14 protein-coding genes and 1 riboswitch are annotated in these 17,216 nt (G+C 73.0%); of the genes, 5 read left to right on the top strand and 9 right to left on the bottom strand.

Annotated elements, in window-relative coordinates; all coding sequences use genetic code 11:
* Window positions 1–99: 99 nt before the first annotated feature.
* From ACFWVC_RS19850 to sepH, 3 genes are all read left to right on the top strand, one after another.
* Window positions 100–1,347: an MFS transporter gene (locus ACFWVC_RS19850; RefSeq protein WP_384287217.1), complete on the top strand. Its 1,248-nt coding sequence runs from the start codon at window positions 100–102 to the stop codon at window positions 1,345–1,347.
* On the top strand, window positions 1,304–2,626 hold the full coding sequence (locus ACFWVC_RS19845) for a D-arabinono-1,4-lactone oxidase (RefSeq protein WP_384287214.1): 1,323 nt from the start codon (window positions 1,304–1,306) through the stop codon (window positions 2,624–2,626). Before ACFWVC_RS19850 ends, ACFWVC_RS19845 begins: the two co-directional genes overlap by 44 nt.
* Before the next feature lie 341 nt (window positions 2,627–2,967).
* A complete protein-coding gene (gene sepH / locus ACFWVC_RS19840; protein ID WP_384287211.1) occupies window positions 2,968–4,044 on the top strand; it encodes a septation protein SepH in 1,077 nt (358 codons plus the stop codon).
* 131 nt (window positions 4,045–4,175) lie between these two features.
* On the opposite strand, the gene ACFWVC_RS19835 is transcribed toward sepH, so the two are convergent.
* On the bottom strand, window positions 4,176–5,018 hold the full coding sequence (locus ACFWVC_RS19835) for a sulfurtransferase (protein ID WP_384287209.1): 843 nt from the start codon (window positions 5,016–5,018) through the stop codon (window positions 4,176–4,178).
* A gap of 128 nt (window positions 5,019–5,146) precedes the next feature.
* Between ACFWVC_RS19835 and ACFWVC_RS19830 the strand changes: the two genes are divergently transcribed.
* Window positions 5,147–5,929, top strand: a complete 783-nt coding sequence (locus tag ACFWVC_RS19830; RefSeq protein WP_384287207.1) for a VOC family protein — start codon at window positions 5,147–5,149, stop codon at window positions 5,927–5,929.
* A 226-nt stretch (window positions 5,930–6,155) separates the two neighbouring features.
* On the opposite strand, the gene ACFWVC_RS19825 is transcribed toward ACFWVC_RS19830, so the two are convergent.
* From ACFWVC_RS19825 to ACFWVC_RS19810, 4 genes are all read right to left on the bottom strand, one after another.
* A complete protein-coding gene (locus tag ACFWVC_RS19825) occupies window positions 6,156–6,800 on the bottom strand; it encodes a thymidine kinase (protein ID WP_384287205.1) in 645 nt (214 codons plus the stop codon).
* Window positions 6,801–6,881: 81 nt separating this feature from the next.
* Window positions 6,882–8,072 (bottom strand): alkaline phosphatase family protein, encoded by a 1,191-nt coding sequence (locus tag ACFWVC_RS19820; protein ID WP_384287203.1) that lies wholly within the window; start codon window positions 8,070–8,072, stop codon window positions 6,882–6,884.
* Window positions 8,072–8,659, bottom strand: coding sequence for a DUF5998 family protein (locus ACFWVC_RS19815; RefSeq protein WP_319659120.1), 588 nt, complete (start codon window positions 8,657–8,659; stop codon window positions 8,072–8,074). Before ACFWVC_RS19815 ends, ACFWVC_RS19820 begins: the two co-directional genes overlap by 1 nt.
* A 28-nt stretch (window positions 8,660–8,687) precedes the next feature.
* Window positions 8,688–11,417 carry a GNAT family N-acetyltransferase gene (locus ACFWVC_RS19810; RefSeq protein WP_384287200.1) on the bottom strand — a complete coding sequence of 910 codons (2,730 nt, stop codon included), beginning with the start codon at window positions 11,415–11,417 and terminating at the stop codon, window positions 8,688–8,690.
* Between the two features lie 119 nt (window positions 11,418–11,536).
* Between ACFWVC_RS19810 and ACFWVC_RS19805 the strand changes: the two genes are divergently transcribed.
* Window positions 11,537–11,818 carry an HPr family phosphocarrier protein gene (locus ACFWVC_RS19805; RefSeq protein ID WP_384287198.1) on the top strand — a complete coding sequence of 94 codons (282 nt, stop codon included), beginning with the start codon at window positions 11,537–11,539 and terminating at the stop codon, window positions 11,816–11,818.
* A gap of 202 nt (window positions 11,819–12,020) precedes the next feature.
* Here the strand turns inward: ACFWVC_RS19805 and ACFWVC_RS19800 are convergent, their stop codons facing one another.
* From ACFWVC_RS19800 to ACFWVC_RS19785, 4 genes are all read right to left on the bottom strand, one after another.
* The gene (locus ACFWVC_RS19800) at window positions 12,021–12,731 is read right to left on the bottom strand and encodes a GntR family transcriptional regulator (RefSeq protein WP_384287196.1); all 711 of its coding nucleotides are present in this window, start codon (window positions 12,729–12,731) and stop codon (window positions 12,021–12,023) included.
* A 245-nt stretch (window positions 12,732–12,976) separates the two neighbouring features.
* Window positions 12,977–13,774 carry a M23 family metallopeptidase gene (locus ACFWVC_RS19795; protein ID WP_384287194.1) on the bottom strand — a complete coding sequence of 266 codons (798 nt, stop codon included), beginning with the start codon at window positions 13,772–13,774 and terminating at the stop codon, window positions 12,977–12,979.
* A 15-nt stretch (window positions 13,775–13,789) separates the two neighbouring features.
* Window positions 13,790–13,953: riboswitch (cyclic di-AMP (ydaO/yuaA leader) on the bottom strand.
* A 393-nt stretch (window positions 13,954–14,346) separates the two neighbouring features.
* On the bottom strand, window positions 14,347–15,717 hold the full coding sequence (locus ACFWVC_RS19790; RefSeq protein ID WP_384287449.1) for a M16 family metallopeptidase: 1,371 nt from the start codon (window positions 15,715–15,717) through the stop codon (window positions 14,347–14,349).
* A gap of 17 nt (window positions 15,718–15,734) precedes the next feature.
* Window positions 15,735–17,096 carry a M16 family metallopeptidase gene (locus tag ACFWVC_RS19785; protein ID WP_384287192.1) on the bottom strand — a complete coding sequence of 454 codons (1,362 nt, stop codon included), beginning with the start codon at window positions 17,094–17,096 and terminating at the stop codon, window positions 15,735–15,737.
* Window positions 17,097–17,216: the final 120 nt, after the last annotated feature.

Below are 17,216 nucleotides of genomic sequence, written 5' to 3'. Positions count from 1 at the left end.
CGGCAAAAAATCGCTTGCGCTCCATTTGTAAGCTGTGACGAGCAGCCACATTCCTTACCCGCACCCCCGTACATCGGCGGCGAAGCCGAGGAGCGCCCCTTGCCCAGTCCCTATCGCGCGATCTTCTCCGCCCCGGGGACCAGGGGCTTCGCCGCCGCCGGCCTCATCGGCCGGATGCCGCTGTCCATGCTCGGCATCGGGATCGTGACGATGATGTCCCAGGTCACCGGCCGCTACCGGATCGCGGGCGCGCTCGCCGCCGTGCTGGCGCTGTCGGCGGCGGCGCTCGGGCCGCAGGTCTCCCGGCTGGTGGACCGGTACGGGCAGCGCAGGGTGCTGCGCCCGGCGGCGGGCACCACGGTGCTGGCCGTCGCCGCGCTGCTGGTGTGCGTACGGACCGGGGCGCCGGACTGGACGCTGTTCGCGTGCGTCGCGGCCGCCGGGCTGACGCCGAGCCTGGGCGCGATGGTGCGGGCGCGGTGGGCGGCCATCCACCGGGGTTCGCCGGCCCTGCTGCACACCGCCTACTCCTTCGAGTCCGTCGTGGACGAGGTCTGCTTCATCGTGGGCCCGATCCTCTCCATCGGGCTGTGCACCGTCTGGTTCCCCGAGGCCGGTCCCCTGCTGGCCGCCGTCTTCCTCGCCATCGGCACCTTCCTGCTCACCGCGCAGCGCGCCACCGAGCCGCCGCCGCACCCTCCGGCGAAGCACACCCGGGGCTCGGCGCTGAGCTCGCCCGGGCTGCAGGTCCTCGTGATCACCTTTGTGGCGACCGGGGCGATCTTCGGCGCGGTGGACGTCACCACCGTCGCGTTCGCCCAGGAGCAGGGCCACAAGGCCGCGGCCAGCCTCGTCCTCGCCGTGTACGCATCAGGATCCTGCCTCGCGGGAGTCCTTTTCGGCCTGATGAAACCGCGCGGGACGGCCTCCCGTCGCTTTTTGCTGGGCGTGGGGGCCATGGGCGTGAGTATGATCCCGCCACTACTGGTCGGGAACTTGCCGTTCCTGGCCGTGGCGCTGTTCGTCGCGGGCCTGTCCATCGCGCCGACGATGGTCACGACCATGGCGCTCGTCGAGCAGTTGGTACCGCGCGCGAAGCTGACCGAGGGCATGACGTGGACGAGCACGGGGCTCGCGGTCGGTGTGGCGCTCGGGGCCTCGCTGGCCGGGTGGGTGATCGACGCGGCGGGGGCCCGGGCGGCGTTCGCGGTACCCGCCTCCGCCGCGGCGCTCGCCGTGGTGGCGGCCTTCCTGGGGTACCGCCGGCTGGAGCCGGCGCCGGAGCTGGAGGGATCGCGTACGCATGGCTACGACGAACAGAACCGCCGGGAAGGCCACATGGCATAACTGGGCGGGCAACGTGCGATCCGTCCCGGCGCGGGAGGTGTCGCCCGCCTCGGTGGAGGAACTCGCCGCCGCCGTACGGAAGGCGGCCGAGGACGGGCTCCCGGCGAAGGCCGTCGGCACCGGGCACTCCTTCACCTCCACCGCGGCCACCGCGGGCGTCCTGATCCGCCCGGAACGCATGAGTTCCATACGCTCCCTCGACCGCACGGCCGGGACCGTGACCGTCGAGGCGGGCGTCCAGCTGAAGCACCTGAACGCGTTCCTGGCCGCCGAGGGACTCTCGCTCACCAATATGGGCGACATCATGGAGCAGACCGCGGCCGGGGCGACCAGCACCGGCACACACGGCACCGGGCGCGACTCGGCCTCCATCGCCGCCCAGATCACGGCGCTGGAACTGGTGACGGCCGACGGCTCGGTGCTCTCGTGCTCCGCCGAGGAGAACGCCGACGTCTTCGCCGCCGCCCGGATCGGGCTGGGCGCCCTCGGGGTGGTCAGCGCGATCACGTTCGCGGTGGAGCCGCTCTTCCTGCTCAGCGCGCGCGAGGAGCCGATGCGCTTCGACCGGGTGCTCGGGGAGTTCGACCAACTGGTCGAGGAGAACGAGCACTTCGAGTTCTACTGGTTCCCGCACACCGACGGCTGCAACACCAAGCGCAACAACCGCAGCCAGGGTCCCGCCGCGCCGGTGCCCGCGGTCCGCGGCTGGATCGACGACGAGTTCCTGTCCAACGGCGTCTTCCGGGCCGCCTGCGCGCTGGGGCAGGCCGCCCCGTCGCTGATCCCCGGGATCGCGCAGGTCTCCAGCCGCGCTCTGTCGGCACGCACCTACACCGACATCCCGTACAAGGTCTTCACCCACCCGCGCCGGGTCCGCTTCGTGGAGATGGAGTACGCCGTTCCGCGGGCCGCGGCGGTGGAGGCGCTGCGGGAGCTGAAGTCGATGGTCGACTCCTCGGCCCTGCGGATCAGCTTCCCGGTGGAGGTGCGGGTCGCCCCCGCGGACGACATCGCGCTGTCGACGGCGTCCGGCCGCGACAGCGCCTATGTGGCGGTCCACATGTACCGGGGGAGCCGCTACCAGGAGTACTTCACGGCCGTCGAGGAGATCATGACCGGCCATCAGGGCCGGCCGCACTGGGGCAAGATCCACACCCGGGACGCGGACTGGTTCGCCAAGGTGTACCCGCGTTTCGGGGAGTTCACCGCGCTGCGGGACCGACTCGACCCCGACCGGCTGTTCCGCAACGACTACCTGCGGCGGGTGCTGGGCGAGTAGTCCCCAGGCTTCCGGTTGTGGAGATTTCGTAACGGCCCTGGGTCAACTCCCTTGACCCGCACAAAGTTCGACGGCGCGGCGCCCCACCAGCGTGGCCCAAATGGAGTACTGTGACAAATCCTGGCTCCGGGGGGAGACGGCGCACTTCATCCCGGGGTGCTGTCGAGCGACCCGGAGACACGTGACGCCGAGTGAAGCCTTTGGTCACTCAGCGTTGCAAAGAGGTAACCGTGCCATAACGGCGCGTCACGGCACATGCCCGACACGCCGGGAAACTCAGCAAGGTTGTGGCAGGCTGCACCCGGGCAGGTCACACTCGTCCATCGGGAGCAGCGACGCACGTGACGTCGGCAGGCACCACCCGGGAGGTAACCGTGCCCGAATTGCGTGTCGTGGCCGTCAGCAACGACGGCACACGACTGGTGCTCAAGGCTGCCGACAGCACGGAATACACACTTCCGATCGACGAGCGCCTGCGTGCCGCCATTCGCAACGACCGGGCGCGGCTGGGCCAGATCGAGATCGAGGTCGAGAGCCATCTGCGCCCCCGCGACATCCAGGCGCGGATAAGAGCGGGCGCCACCGCCGAGGAGGTCGCGCAGCTCGCCGGCATCCCCGTCGAGCGGGTGCGGCGCTTCGAGGGCCCCGTGCTCGCGGAGCGGGCCTTCATGGCGGAGCGGGCGCGCAAGACGCCGGTACGGCGCCAGGGCGAGAGCACCGGTCCGCAGCTCGGCGAGGCCGTCGCCGAACGGCTGCTGCTGCGGGGCGCCGAGAAGGACTCCGTCGTCTGGGACTCCTGGCGACGCGACGACGGCACCTGGGAGGTGCTGCTCGTCTACCGCGTCGCGGGCGAGCCGCACTCGGCGAGCTGGACGTACGACCCGCCGCGGCGGCTGGTCCAGGCCGTCGACGACGAGGCGCGCGCGCTGATCGGCGAGGCCACGCAGGAAGCCGCGGAACCGAGCTACCCCTTCGTGCCGCGGATCGCGCGACTGCCTCGGGACCGGGCACTGGAGCGGCCGGAGCGCGCGACCGGCGCCGAGGAGCGGGCCGAGGAGGAACGTGACTCCCTGACCAGCCTCCTGGAGGCCGTGCCGAGCTTCCGCGGTGACATGGTCGTCCCCTCGCAGACCGCATCGCCCGCGGCACCCGAGGTTCCCCCCGCGGCGGCCGCGGCCGCCGACGGTGTGGCCGACGACCCCGAGGCGGAGGAGGCCGTGCCTCCGGCGCCCGCCGCGAGCGCGGGATCCGCGTACGCGGACGTCCTCATGCCGCGGTCCGTGGGCGCCCATCGTGACCGGCTGGTCGGCTCCACCGACCGGCAGGCCGAGGCGGACGGGGTACGGCCGGGGCGCCGGGCGACGGTGCCGAGCTGGGACGAGATCGTCTTCGGGAGCCGGCGCAAGAAGCAGGACTGACCGGATACGCCGTCACTTCACGGCGGCTGGGGGCGCGTCGGAAGGCGCGTCCATGAGCGCTGTCCGGCTCCCCCGCCCGCCCGCGGGCCGGAACCGCCGGGCGGGAAGGGGGGCACCGGGAGTCCCGGGCCTCAGCCCGGCTGCGGGCCCGTCGCGACCGGGCGGTCGGTGTGGGACCACTCGCTCCAGGAGCCGACGTAGAGGGCGGCGGGGACGCCGGCCGCGGCGAGGGCGAGGACCTCGTGGGCACCGGAGACACCCGAGCCGCAGTAGACACCGACCGGGGCGCCCGCGGTGGCGCCGACGCCGGAGAAGCGGGCGGCGAGGTCGGCGGGCGCGAGGAAGAGGCCGGTGGCGGGGTCGACGTTCTCCGTCGTGGGGGCGCTGACCGCGCCGGGGATGTGGCCGGCGACGGGATCGATGGGCTCGACCTCACCGCGATAGCGCTCGGAGGCCCGGGCGTCGAGAAGCACTCCGCCGCGCGCGAGTGCCGCCGCGCCGTCGGCGTCGAGCAGGGGCATTCCGCCGGGGACGGCCGTGAAGTCCCCGTCCTCGCCCGCAGGGACGTCCGTCTCCAGCGGGAGGCCCGCCGCCTTCCAGGCCGCGAGGCCGCCGTCCAGGACCCGCACCCGCTCGTGCCCGGCCCAGCGCAGCAGCCACCAGGCGCGGGCGGCGCCCCAGCCCAGCCAGTCGTCGTAGACGACGACATCGCGGTCCGGGCCGACGCCCGCGCGGCGCATGGCGGCCGTGAACACCGCCACGTCCGGCAGGGGATGGCGGCCCGCGTCGCCGGGCGGCCCGGCGAGTTCCCTCTCCAGGTCGACGTAGTGCGCGCCGGGGAGGTGGCCCGCCTCGTACTCGGGGCGTCCGGGCGGCCCGCCCATCCGGTAGCGGACGTCGAGCAGTACGGGCCCCTCGCCTGACGCGCCCTTCGGCTGCGCGGCCAATTCGGTTACGGTAATGACAGGATGCATAAGCCCATTGTGGTCACCCGGCACGGGGACCCTGCGGCGCGGCCCCCGTACGCGGCACGCCCTGTGGTGCGAGCATTGCTGTGGTACCTCCTCCGCAACCCCGAGCGCCGCTCCCCAGGAGAGAATTGATGACCGAGGTAGGGAACCGCCACCCGCACGGGACACCGTGCTGGGTCAGCCTGCTGGCACGCGGCGTCGAGGCCACGCAGGAGTTCTACGGCCGTCTGTTCGGCTGGGAGTTCCACCCTGGTCCGTCCTCGCTGGGCACCTATGTGCGCGCCTCGCTGAACGGGAAGAACGTGGCGGGCATCGGGGAACTGCCGCGCGACCGGCCCCTGCCCATTGCGTGGACCACGTACTTCGCCGCCGACGACGCGGACAAGACCGCCGAACTGGTCCGCGGTTGCGGCGGCACCGTCGGCGTGGGCCCGCTGGACGCGGACGACGCGGGACGCCTGGCGATCGCCCTGGACCCGCTGGGCGCGGTGTTCGGGATCTGGCAGGCCGTGCACCACCGGGGCATCGAGACCTCCGGCGAACCGGGCTCGCCCGTCTGGAACGAACTGGTCACCCGCGAGACGTCGATGGTCGCCACGTTCTACTCGCTGGTCTTCGGCTTCGAGACCCAGCACGTCGTCTCGACCGACTTCGACTACCTCACCCTCCAGCTCGACGGCCGCCCGGTGGGCGGCATCCACGGCGTCGGCCGGGGTCTGCCGCGCGACCGCGGCGCGCACTGGATGGCGTACTTCGAGGTGGCCGACACCGACGCGGCCGCCCGCCAGGTCGTCCAGCTCGGCGGCAGCGTCCTGCGCGCACCGCGCGACTCCGCGTACGGACGGGTGGCGACCGTCACCGACCCCGAGGGCGCGGTGTTCACCGTGATCCGCACCGAGCCGCTGCCGGCCTGACTCAGTCCACGGGCAGGACATCCGGCGAGATCGCGGACGCACGGGCCGCGGCCGCGGTCATCCTGCGGATGTCGTGCCGACCACAATGCGGGCGTGATGGGTGGCACGAGCGCCGCACCAGCACAACGCCTCGACCCGTAGCACCACGATCGCGCGGCGGACCCCCGGCCCACGCCGTGAACGCGCCCACCGGGCAGCCCTCGCACCGAGCCGCTGCCGGCCTGACTCAGTCCACGGGCAGAACGTCCGGCGAGATCGCGGACGCACGGGCCGCGGCCGCGGTCATCCTGCGGATGTGGTGCCGCCGACAGAGGACCTCGTAGCCGGTCTCGCCATCGGGACGGCCCACGTCGCCGACCACGACCTGCTCGCCCTCGACGACCATCGTGCCGCCCACCGTACGGGCGTTGTGGGTGGCACGGGCGCCGCACCAGCACAGCGCCTCGACCTGGAGCACCTCGATGCGGTCGGCCATCTCGACCAGCCGCTGCGAGCCGGCGAAGAGCTTGGTGCGGAAGTCGGTGGTGATGCCGAAGGCGAAGACGTCCAGGCGCAGGTCGTCCACGATGCGGGCGAGCTGGTCGATCTGCCCGGGGGCGAAGAACTGCGCCTCGTCCACGATGACGTAGTCGGCGCGGTTGCCGCCGGACAGGTGGGAGACGAGGTAGGCGTAGAAGTCGAAGTCGTCGGTGGCCTCGACGGCCTTGGTCTCCAGCCCCAGCCGGGAGGACAGGACGCCCTTCCCGGCCCGGTCGTCGCGGGTGAAGATCAGCCCTTCCAGGCCCCGGGCCGAGCGGTTGTGCTCGATCTGCAGGGCGAGCGTGCTCTTTCCGCAGTCCATCGTTCCGGAGAAGAACACAAGCTCAGGCATGAGGAGGCGACGGCCTTTCGGGGCGGGCGGCGGTGGACGGCGGCGGGGCGGGACAGCGGGGGCGGGCGGGAAGTGCGGGACTCAGGAGCGTACTTCGAGCAGCGGCACCAACTGCTCGACGGGGGTCATCGAACCGTGCAGGCCCACCATCGTGGACTCCCCCGGCTCGCGGCGGGTGGCGACGACGGCGACGTCGTCCCGGGCGACAGCGACGACGTCGCCGATACGGCCGCGCACCCGGTCCTCCACGTGCGGGCCGAACCAGCCCGCCGCGACGGCCTGGTCACGGGTGGCGACCCACATCTGCTCGCCGAGGACCTCGCTCCACACGGCGAACACGTCGGCGGCGGCGCCGGGGACGGCGTAGACGTGCCGGGCCCGGGCCTCGCCGCCGAGGACGGCGACACCGGCGCCCAGTTCCCAGTCCTCGTCGAAGTCGATCCGCGACTCCGGGTCGAAGGGGATGTCGATCATGCCGTGGTCCGCGGTGACATAGAGCGCGCTGCGTGGCGGCAACTGCTCCGCGAGCCGCTGGACCAGGCGGTCGGCCATCATGAGCTGGCCGCGCCAGGCGTCGGAGTCGACGCCGTGCCGGTGGCCCATGGAGTCCAGCTCGCTGTAGTAGGTGTAGACCAGCGCCCGGTCGGTCGCGCCGAGCCGTTCGGCCGTGAAGTCCATGCGCTCGTCGCCGGTGAGCCGCCCGTGGAACGTGCCGCCGCTCAGGGCGATCTTCGTCAGCGGGGTGTGCTGGAAGGTGGGCGAGGTGACCTGGCAGGTCTCGATGCCGGCGTCCTGGGCGAGCTGGAAGACGGTGGGGTGCGGCTGCCACTCCTGCGGGGAGGTCCACGGCTGCCAGCGCAGCTGGTTCATCAGCTCGCCGGTGCCCGGGTTGAGGACGGTGTAGCCGGCCAGCCCGTGGGCGCCGGGCGGCAGACCCGTGCCGACCGAGGCGAGCGAGGTCGCGGTGGTCGAGGGGAAGCCCGCGGTGAGCGGCTGCCCGGTGCCGCCGGTCGAGGAGCCCAGCAGCGAGGTGAGGAAGGGTGCCTCGTCGGGGTGGCGCCGGATCAGTTCCCAGCCCATGCCGTCGACGAGGAAGACGCAGACCCGGTCGGCCGGTTCGAGCCGCAACGCGGTCGGCGGCACCGTGGTCACACCGAGGCCGGCGGCCACCGCGGGCAGCACGTCGCTGAGCGAGGCGGTGCCGTAGCGCGGGGCGGGCGCGCCCGCGGGATCCAGCGGCGCGGACTCGTACGGGGGGACGGGATGGGCCATCAGGCGGCCGTGCTCGCGGTCGCCTCGGAGAGGGCCTGCGCGAAGGCCAGGGTCTGGCGGACGGTCTCGGGGCCGTCGCCCGCCTCGCTGACCCGCAGGCTCAGGTCGTCGGCGGTGGAGGAGCCGGTGTAGCCGTGGTCGGCCTCGCAGTTGGGGTCGCCGCAGGCGGCGGGCTCCAGGTCGATGCGGCTGACGGCGCCCCAGCCGATGGTGAGCACGACCTCGCGGGGCAGGGTGCCCACGGTGTAGGACTCGGGGTTGGCGACCACCCGGCTGAGCACGACCGAGGAGATCCGCTCCAGCTTCACCGATTCGGTGGAGGTGGTGGCGTACGGCGTCGGGGACGTGTCGTCGGCGCCCTGCTCGTCGGTGTGGCTGACGATGAAGCGCGTGCTGGTCAGGACGAGCACGGTGACGTGCCGGCGGACCTCGTTGGCGTCGAAGGTGGTCTCCTGGTGGACCAGGTACGAGTGGACCGGCTCCCCGCCGACGGAGGCCTCCACGGCCTCGGCCACGAGGGTCGGGTAGTAGCCGCTGCGCTCGATCGCCGCGCGCAGCCCCTGAGTGGTCGTACCGGTCTTCGCCATGCGCACCATCCTAGTGCGGCGCATGTGTTCAGAAGGACGACAGTGCGCGTGGTCCGAGGTCCGTTCGGGCAGGGGGACGCGCGAGGCGTACGCAGGCGCCGAGCACCGTCAGCCCCTCGGCGGCCACGACGACCGGTTCGAGGTCGACGGAGACGACCTCCGGCAGGTCGTCGACCAGGAGCGAGACCCGCAGCAGCAGCTCCTCCAGGGCGGCGGTGTCCACCGGCTCGGAACCGTGCCAGCCGAAGAGCAGGGGGGCCGCCTTGATGGAGCGCACCAGCTGGGCGGCGTCCCGGTCGGTCGCCGGGACGAGACGGTGCGCGGTGTCACCGAGCAGTTCCGAGGCCGCGCCGGCCAGGCCGAAGGACAGCACGGCGCCGGCGCCCGGGTCGACGGTGGCGCGGACGACGGTGTCCACCCCGCGCGGCGCCATGGCCTGCACGACCAGGTGCAGCTCCTCGGGCTTGCCGAGGCGCGCGGTCAGCTCCTCGTAGGCCCGGCGCAGGTCGTCGGGGTCGGCGAGGTCGAGGCGGACCGCGCCGAGGTCGGCGCGGTGGCGCAGGTGCGGGGCGGTGGTCTTCAGCGCCACGGGGTGGCCCAGGCGGCGGGCGGCGTCCAGGGCGGCGGCAACATCCGGCGCGGGCAGGGTGGGGCGCACGGCGATGCCGTAGCGGGCCAGGAGCGCGGCGGCGGAGGCGTCGTCCAAGGTGACGCCGGGGGCACCGTCCGCGGCCCGTTCGCCCGTGTTCCCGAGCAGCCGCGCCACGTCCAGGCGGGCCTGCGCCTCGTCCACGTCGTCGAACTGGGGCACCCTGCCGGGGGTCCCGGCGTCCCGCCGCCACTGGGCGTAGGCGGCCGCCTGGGCGAAGGCCTTCACGGCGCGCTCGGCGGCGGCGTAGGCGGGGATGCCGGCGGCGGCGAGGCGGGTGCCCATGGCCTCCAGCGCGGTGTGGACGATCGCCACGGGCTTGGCGACCCCGGCCTCGGCGACGGCGCGCTCCAGGGCGGCGGCGAGCTCGGGGTCGTCGCCGGTCTCGGGGTGCCCCTGCAGCTCGTCGCCGACGCGCGGGATGGCCGTGACGACTACGGCGTCGTGGGCGGGGTCGCGCAGCGCGGCGGTGAGCGCGGCCCGGAAATCCTCGGGCGTCGCGGAGGTGGTGAGGTCGGCGGGGCGGCCTGGTTCCAGCCCGGCGGTGAGGCACGCGTCGTAGGTGAGCAGCCCGAGCGACTCGGAGTTGCCGAGCACGGCGACGCGGGGTCCGGCCGGCAGCGGTTGGCAGGACAGCAGCAGTCCGGTGTCCATGAGCTCGGTGACGGTGTCGGTGCGGATGACGCCGGCCTGGCGCAGCAGCGCCGACACGGTGCTGTCCGGGATGCGGGTGGCCGGCACGGTGTGGCCGGGCGGGGTGGCCGCGAAGTGGCGGGCGCCCTTGACCACCACGACCGGCTTGACCGCGGCGGTGCGGCGGGCGAGGCGGTAGAACTTCCGCGGGTTGCCGAGGGTTTCGAGGTAGAGCAGCGCGACGTCGGTGGCCGGGTCGTCGTGCCAGTACTGGAGGATGTCGTTGCCGGAGACGTCCGCGCGGTTGCCCGCGGAGACGAAGGACGACAGCCCGGCGCCGCGCCGGTGCAGCCCGGACAGCATGGCGATGCCGATGGCCCCGGACTGGGTGAACAGCCCGAGCCGACCTCCTTGGGGCAGCTCGGGGGACAGCGAGGCGTTGAGCCGGACGTCGTCGGCGGAGTTGAGGACGCCGAAGGCGTTGGGCCCGATGACGCGCATGCCGTAGGAGCGGGCCTGGCGGACCAGGGCGCGCTGCCGGCGGCCGCCCTCAGGACCGGACTCGGCATAGCCGGAGGACAGGACGAGCAGGCCGAGGACGCCGTGCCGCCCGCAGTCGTCGACCACCTCGGCGACGCTCTCCGCGGGCACGGCGATCACCGCGAGGTCGACCTGTCCGGGGATCTCCGCGAGGGAGCGGTGAGCGGGGACGCCCTCGGGTTCCAGGACCGGGAGGCCGGCGTCGAAGGAACGGTTCACCGCGTGTACGCGGCCGGTGAAGCCGGCCTCGGTGATGTGCCGCAGCACGCTGCGGCCGACGCCTCCGGGCCGCCGTCCGGTGCCGATCACGGCGATCGAGGACGGGCTGAGCAGCCGCCGTACGGACCGCGCCTCGGCGCGCTGCTCGCGGGCGCGCATGACGGCGACGGACTGCTCGGTGGGTTCCAGGTCGAATTCGAGCCGGACGACGCCGTCGGTGAAGCTGCGCTGCTGGGTGTAGCCGGCGTCCGTGAAGACCTTGATCATCTTGCGGTTGGAGGGCAGCACCTCGGCGATGAACCGCCGGATGTCGCGCTCGCGGGCGACGGCGGCGACGTGCTCCAGCATCGCGGAGGCGACACCGCGGCCCTGGTGCGCGTCCTGGACGAGGAAGGCGACCTCGGCCTCGTCGGTCTCCGTGCGGTCGTAGCGGACGGTCGCGATGAACTCGCCGCCGACGAGGGCCGCGAGCCCCACCCGGTCGCGGTAGTCGTGGTGCGTGAAGCGGTGCACGTCCCGGTCGGAGAGCCGGGGGTAGGGCGCGAAGAAGCGGTAGTACTTGGACTCGTCCGAGACCTGTTCGTAGAAGCTGACCAGCCGGCCCGCGTCGTCGGGCCTGATCGGCCGGACATGGGCGATCCCGCCGTCGCGCAGGACGACGTCCGCCTCCCAGTGCACCGGGTACTCGCGCTCTGCCGTGGGCGGCGGGGTCGTCATGGGCCCAGCGTACGGGCATCGGGGTGCGCGGCACGGTGCGACGATGGCAGGGACGGATCGGTGCGCCCGGCGTGGCAGACTGGTCTAGACCACCCTGGAACGACCAGAAGGACAACACCATGGCTGAGCGCCGCGTCACCGTCGGCTGGGCCGAGGGCCTCCACGCACGTCCCGCAGCGATCTTCGTCCGCGCCGCGACCGCCGTCGGCGTCCCCGTCACCATCGCCAAGGCCGACGGCGCCCCCGTCAACGCCGCCTCGATGCTCGCCGTGCTGAGCCTGGGCGCCGCGGGTGGCGAGGAGATCGTCCTGGCCTCCGACGGCGAGGGCGCCGACGCCGCGCTCGACAGCCTGGCGAAGCTCGTGTCCGAGGGCCTGGAAGAGCTTCCCGAGACCGTGTGACCCGGTCGCCGGATATGTGAGCCCGGGCCGCGAAATCCGACCGGATTTCGCGGCCCGGGTTTTTTCGCGCAGCTGTCGAATTCGGCGCGGCACACGGCGGAATCAGGCGCGCGAATTACAGTGCGGCCCTATTCTCCCAGTTGTATACGGCACTACTGTTAAACGTGACCGCTCGCTGTGTGTACGGCATGTTTCCAATTCCTCACCGAGGGGGCGCACCGCGGCCCGCGCGCTCCGGGCGGCGCAGCCGGTGCACCGAGGTGGCGCGCTCCACGTGGTCGGCCATCACCGTGCGTGCGCGCTCCGCGTCCCCGCGGGCGACGGCGTCCACGACGGATCCGTGCTCCTCCCAGGACTCCACCGCGCGGCCCGGCGAGTCGACCGCGTAGACCCAGGCGATCTTGTGTCGCAGCTGCGTCAGCAGCGCCACCAGCGTGGGGCTTCCCGAGGCCTGCGCCAGCGTCTCGTGAAACCAGCCGTCCAGCGCCGGCAGATCGGACAACTGCCCCTGCGCGGAACGTTCCTGTCCGAGCCGTACGAGTCCGCGCAACACCTTGACGTGCGCCTCCGTACGCCGCTGGGCAGCGCGCGCGGCGCCCAGCGGCTCCAGCAGGCCGCGGATCTCCAGCAGGTCCGCGGCTTCCTGGTCGGTGGGCTCGGCCACGGAAGCGCCGGCGTGCCGGCGGGTACGGACGAAGCCCTCGGACTCCAGGGTGCGCAGCGCCTCGCGGACCGGGACCCGCGACACCCCGTAGCGCTTGGCGAGCTGCTCCTCGGTCAGCCGGCTGCCCGGCGCGAAGTGCCCGCTGATGATGTCGTCACGGATCGCCGTGCACACCGCCTGGGCGGAGATACGGCGCCCCGCGCCGCCCGTCCCGTTCACGTCCGGTCCCACATCGCCGGTTCCTTCCATTTGCTGCCGACGACTGCTGCTTAATTTCCGCGTAACGCAGGTGCCGGCGTTTCCGTGGCGACTCTATTCCAGTACGCGGCCGATTCCGGCGGCGGCCCTGAATTCATGGAGCGTTTTTGGACACACCTCCGGGCATGCCGAAGGCCCCGGCGGGGGGAACCGGGGCCTTCGGGTGGGGGGAGGGAGGTGGACTGGGAGGCCGGGAAGGCCAGGGACAGTCAGGACGGTCGGGACCGTCGGGACCGTCAGAAGAGAACGCCGTGGGAGCGCAGGTAGGACACCGGGTCGACGTCGGAGCCGTACTCCGGGGTGGTCCGGGCCTCGAAGTGCAGGTGCGGGCCGGTCACGTTGCCCGTGGCGCCCGACAGGCCGATCCGCGTGCCCGCGGAGACCGTCTGGCCGACCGAGACGCCGATCGAGGACAGGTGGCCGTATTGGGTGTACATGCCGTCCGCGTGCCGGATCACGACGTTGTTGCCGTAGCTGCCGCCCCAGCCGGCCTGGACGACCGTGCCGGCGCCGACGGCGTGCACCGGGGTGCCGGTGGCCGCCTGGAAGTCCACGCCCGTGTGGTAGCCGGACGACCACAGGCTGCTGGTCGCGTGGTACGGGGTGCCGATGCCGCCGTGCACCGGCAGCATCCAGGACGTCAGGGACGTGCGGCCGTGCGAGCGCGAGGCGTGCGCCGCGCCACCGCGGGCCGCGGCCCGCGCCTCGGCGCGGTGCTTGGCGGCGGCCTTCGCCTTGGCGGCCTTGGCGGCCCTGACCGCCTCGGCCTTCTTGGCCGCCCGCTCCTTCATCACGTCCGCGACGTGCGCCGCGTGCTGCTTCTTGGCCTTCTTCGCCGCGGTGACCGCCGCCTTGTGCTGGGCTTCCGCCTGCTCCGCGAGGTGGGCCGCCAGTTCGCCGCTGACGGCGGCGCACTTGGCGAACGCGGAGCGGTCGGCGTCCGCGGCCTGGGCGGAGGCGGTGAGTGTGCCGGTGGTGACGGCGGTGAGCGCGGCGGCGCAGGCGACGGTGGTACGTATGGTGAATGACGCCATGGGCAGGCGGAGATCCTTTCCTTCCTTCTCGCCTACCGGGTTAGCTGACGGGTTCGGAGCAGGAAGGTCTCCTACGGGCGCCCCGGTGAGGGCGGGCCCGATTCACCCCAGGGGGACGACTTACGTGGGTCCCCGGCTCCCCAGGCTCACGCCCGACGGGGACTCGGCGATCGTTGCTCCGGTGCCGCGGGAGGCGGCTGATTCCGCCGGACAACCCGAGGACGCTAACCGCGCCCCCTCGGCCGCTCCAAAAAAATCCGGCCTTTTGTGCGGGATGCCACACTGCCGCCCAACTGGCGCCAACTGCCTTGAAAGCCACGTCTTCGCAGGCCGGCGTCGGTGTGCACGGACCACGACGCACCCTCCGCGCCTCCGCCGCGGACCCGCTGCCAGGGGACGTGACGGACGTCACCGTCCTGCCCCGCAGGGCAGGCGCCGGGGGCGGGGGCCCTTCGCGACCGGCCCCGGCCTCCAGTCGGCGCCGGTCCGGCTCACCCTCGGCGGGACCGCCGCGCAGCACGCGGCCCCGGGCGCCGCTGGGGCGTCCGGGGCCGCGGGGTGGGCGGGTGGGGTCAGGCGCCCGTGACGACCGTCACCGGGCCGATGCCGAGTTCGCGGACCGGGTCGGCGATCGCGGAGGCGTCACCGACCAGCACGACCACGAGCCGGTCCAGCGGGAACGCGGCGACGGCCGCCGCCGTGGCCTCGACCGTGCCGGTGGCCGCCAGGCGCTCGTACAGCCGCGCCTGGAAGTCGTCGGGCAGGAACTGCTCGACCTGGTCGGCGAAGGTGCCGGCGACGGCCGAGGCCGTCTCGTAGCGCAGCGGCGCGACACCCACGAGGTTCTGGACGGCGACGTCCCGCTCCTCGTCGGTGAGCCCGTCGGCCGCCAGGGTGCGCAGCACCTGCCAGGTGTCGGCCAGCGCGGGCGCGGTGACGTCGGTCGCCACGGAGCCGCTGATGCCGAGCAGCGAGATGCCGGTGCCCTCCGGCGTGGAGAGCAGGACCTGCCCGAAGGCGCGGACGCCGTAGGTGTAGCCCTTCTCCTCCCGCAGCACACGGTCGAGGCGCGAGGTCAACGTGCCGCCGAGGCAGTACGTGCCGAGCACCTGGGCCGGCCAGACCGGGTCGTGGCGGTCCGAGCCCGTGCGCCCGATGAGCACCTGGGTCTGGACGGAGCCCGGCCGGTCGACGACGATCACGCGCGCGGTGTCGTCCGCGGTGATCGCGGGCAGCGGGCGGCGCTCGGCGGGCTTGCCGCTCCACTCCCCCAGGGTGCTGCCGAGCAGCGCGTCGAGGTCGATCCCCGTGAGGTCGCCGACCACGACCGCGGTCGCGGTGGACGGCCGTACGTGCGCGTCGTAGAAGGCGCGGACGGATGGCGCGTCGATCCGGGAGACGGTCTCCTCCGAGCCCTGGCGCGGCCGGGAGCAGCGCAACTGCGCGGGGAAGAGCTCCTTGGACAGTGCCATGGCGGCGCGCCGCGCGGGGTTGGCGAGCTCGTGGGGGATCTCGTCGAGGCGGTTGCCGACCAGGCGCTCGATCTCGCTCTCCGGGAACGCCGGGGCGCGCAGCGCGTCGGCGATCAGGCCGAGGGCCTTGTCGAGACGCGAGGCGGGGACCTCCAGCGAGACCCGGACGCCGGGGTGGTCGGCGTGCGCGTCGAGCGTGGCGCCGCAGCGCTCCAGCTCGGCGGCGAACTCCTCGGCGGTGAGCTTGTCGGTGCCCTCGGACAGCGCGCGGGCCATGATCGTGGCCACGCCGTCCAGGCCCTCGGGCTCGGCGTCGAGCGGCGCCGCGAGCAGCACCTCGACGGCGACGACCTTCTGGCCGGGGCGGTGGCTGCGCAGCACGGTCAGCCCGTTGGGCAGCTGGGACCGCTCGGGGGCCGGGAAGTCCCAGGGCTTGGGCTCCCCGGGCTCGGGCCGCGGGTGGAACGTCATGGTGCTGTGGACCTCGGTCACTGTTCCACGCCCTCCTCGAACTCGTCGGACTCGTCGGAGTCCTCGCCGGAAGCCGCCGCGGAGCCCGTGGGCTCGTAGACGAGCACGGCACGGTTGTCGGGCCGCAGTGTGGCCGCCGCGATGTCACGCACCTCGTCGGCGGTGACCTCCAGGACCCGCTTGACCGCGGTCAGTGCCAGTTGCGGGCTGCCGAACAGCACGCTGTAGCGGCACAGTTCGTCGGCGCGACCGCCGACCGTGGCCAGCCGGTCCAGCCACTCCCGCTCCAGCTGGGCCTGGGCCCGCTCCATCTCCTCGGGAGTGGGGCCCTCTTCGGCGAAGCGGGCCAGCTCCTCGTCGACGGCGGCCTCGATGTCGGGCACCTCGACACCACTGGACGTCTTGACGTCCAGCCAGCCGAGCGACGGCGCCCCGGCCAGCCGCAGCAGGCCGAAGCCGGCCGCGACCGCGCTGCGGTCCCGGCGGACCAGCCGGTTGTGGAGCCGGGAGGACTCCCCGCCGCCGAGGATCGTGAGCGCCAGATCGGCGGCGTCGGCCGCGCGACTGCCGTCCTCCGGCAGCCGGTAGGCGGCCATGAGGGCACGGGAGGGGACGTCCTCCTCGACGACCTCGCGGAGTTGCCCGCCGATCACTCCAGGGAGTGAACCGTCGCGCGGCGCCGGCTTGCCGTCGTGGGACGCGATGGTGCCGAAGTACTTCTCGATCCAGGCGAGCGTCTGCTCCGGGTCGATGTCGCCGACCACCGCCAGGACGGCGTTGTTCGGGGCGTAGTACGTCCGGAAGAAGGCGCGCGCGTCCTCCAGGGAGGCGGCGTCAAGGTCCGCCATGGAGCCGATGGGCGTGTGGTGGTACGGGTGCCCGTCCGGGTACGCCATGGCCGTCAGCCGCTCGAACGCGGTGCCGTAGGGAACATTGTCGTACCGCTGACGGCGCTCGTTCTTGACCACGTCGCGCTGGTTATCCAGGCTCTCCTGGTCCAGCGCGGACAGCAGGCTGCCCATGCGGTCGGCCTCGAGCCACAGCGCCAGCTCCAACTGGTGGGCCGGCATGGTCTCGAAGTAGTTGGTCCGCTCGAAGCTCGTGGTGCCGTTGAGCGAGCCGCCGGCGGCCTGGACCAGTTCGAAGTGTCCGTTGCCCTTGACGTTCGCCGATCCCTGGAACATCAAGTGCTCGAAGAGGTGGGCGAGTCCGGTACGGCCCTTCACCTCGTGACGGGAACCGACGTCGTACCAGAGGCAGACCGCGGCGACCGGGGTGAGGTGGTCCTCGGAGAGCACCACACGCAGGCCGTTGGCCAGGCGGTGCTCGGTCGCGGTGAGGCCGCCGGATTCTGCCTCCGGCGTGGCCGTGTGACCCATGGGCAAGCTGTCCTTCCCGTCGCGTACTCGTTGTTTCGTGCCTAGACCTGCCACTCTAGGCAGCGGACAAACAGCCTGCGAAGTTCCCGTCACCGGCGCGCAGGAGCCGGGGGGTGGTCC

This window comes from Streptomyces sp. NPDC058691 (genome assembly GCF_042714775.1).
Taxonomy (GTDB): domain Bacteria; phylum Actinomycetota; class Actinomycetes; order Streptomycetales; family Streptomycetaceae; genus Actinacidiphila.
This window is presented reverse-complemented; position numbering and strand designations above follow the sequence as displayed.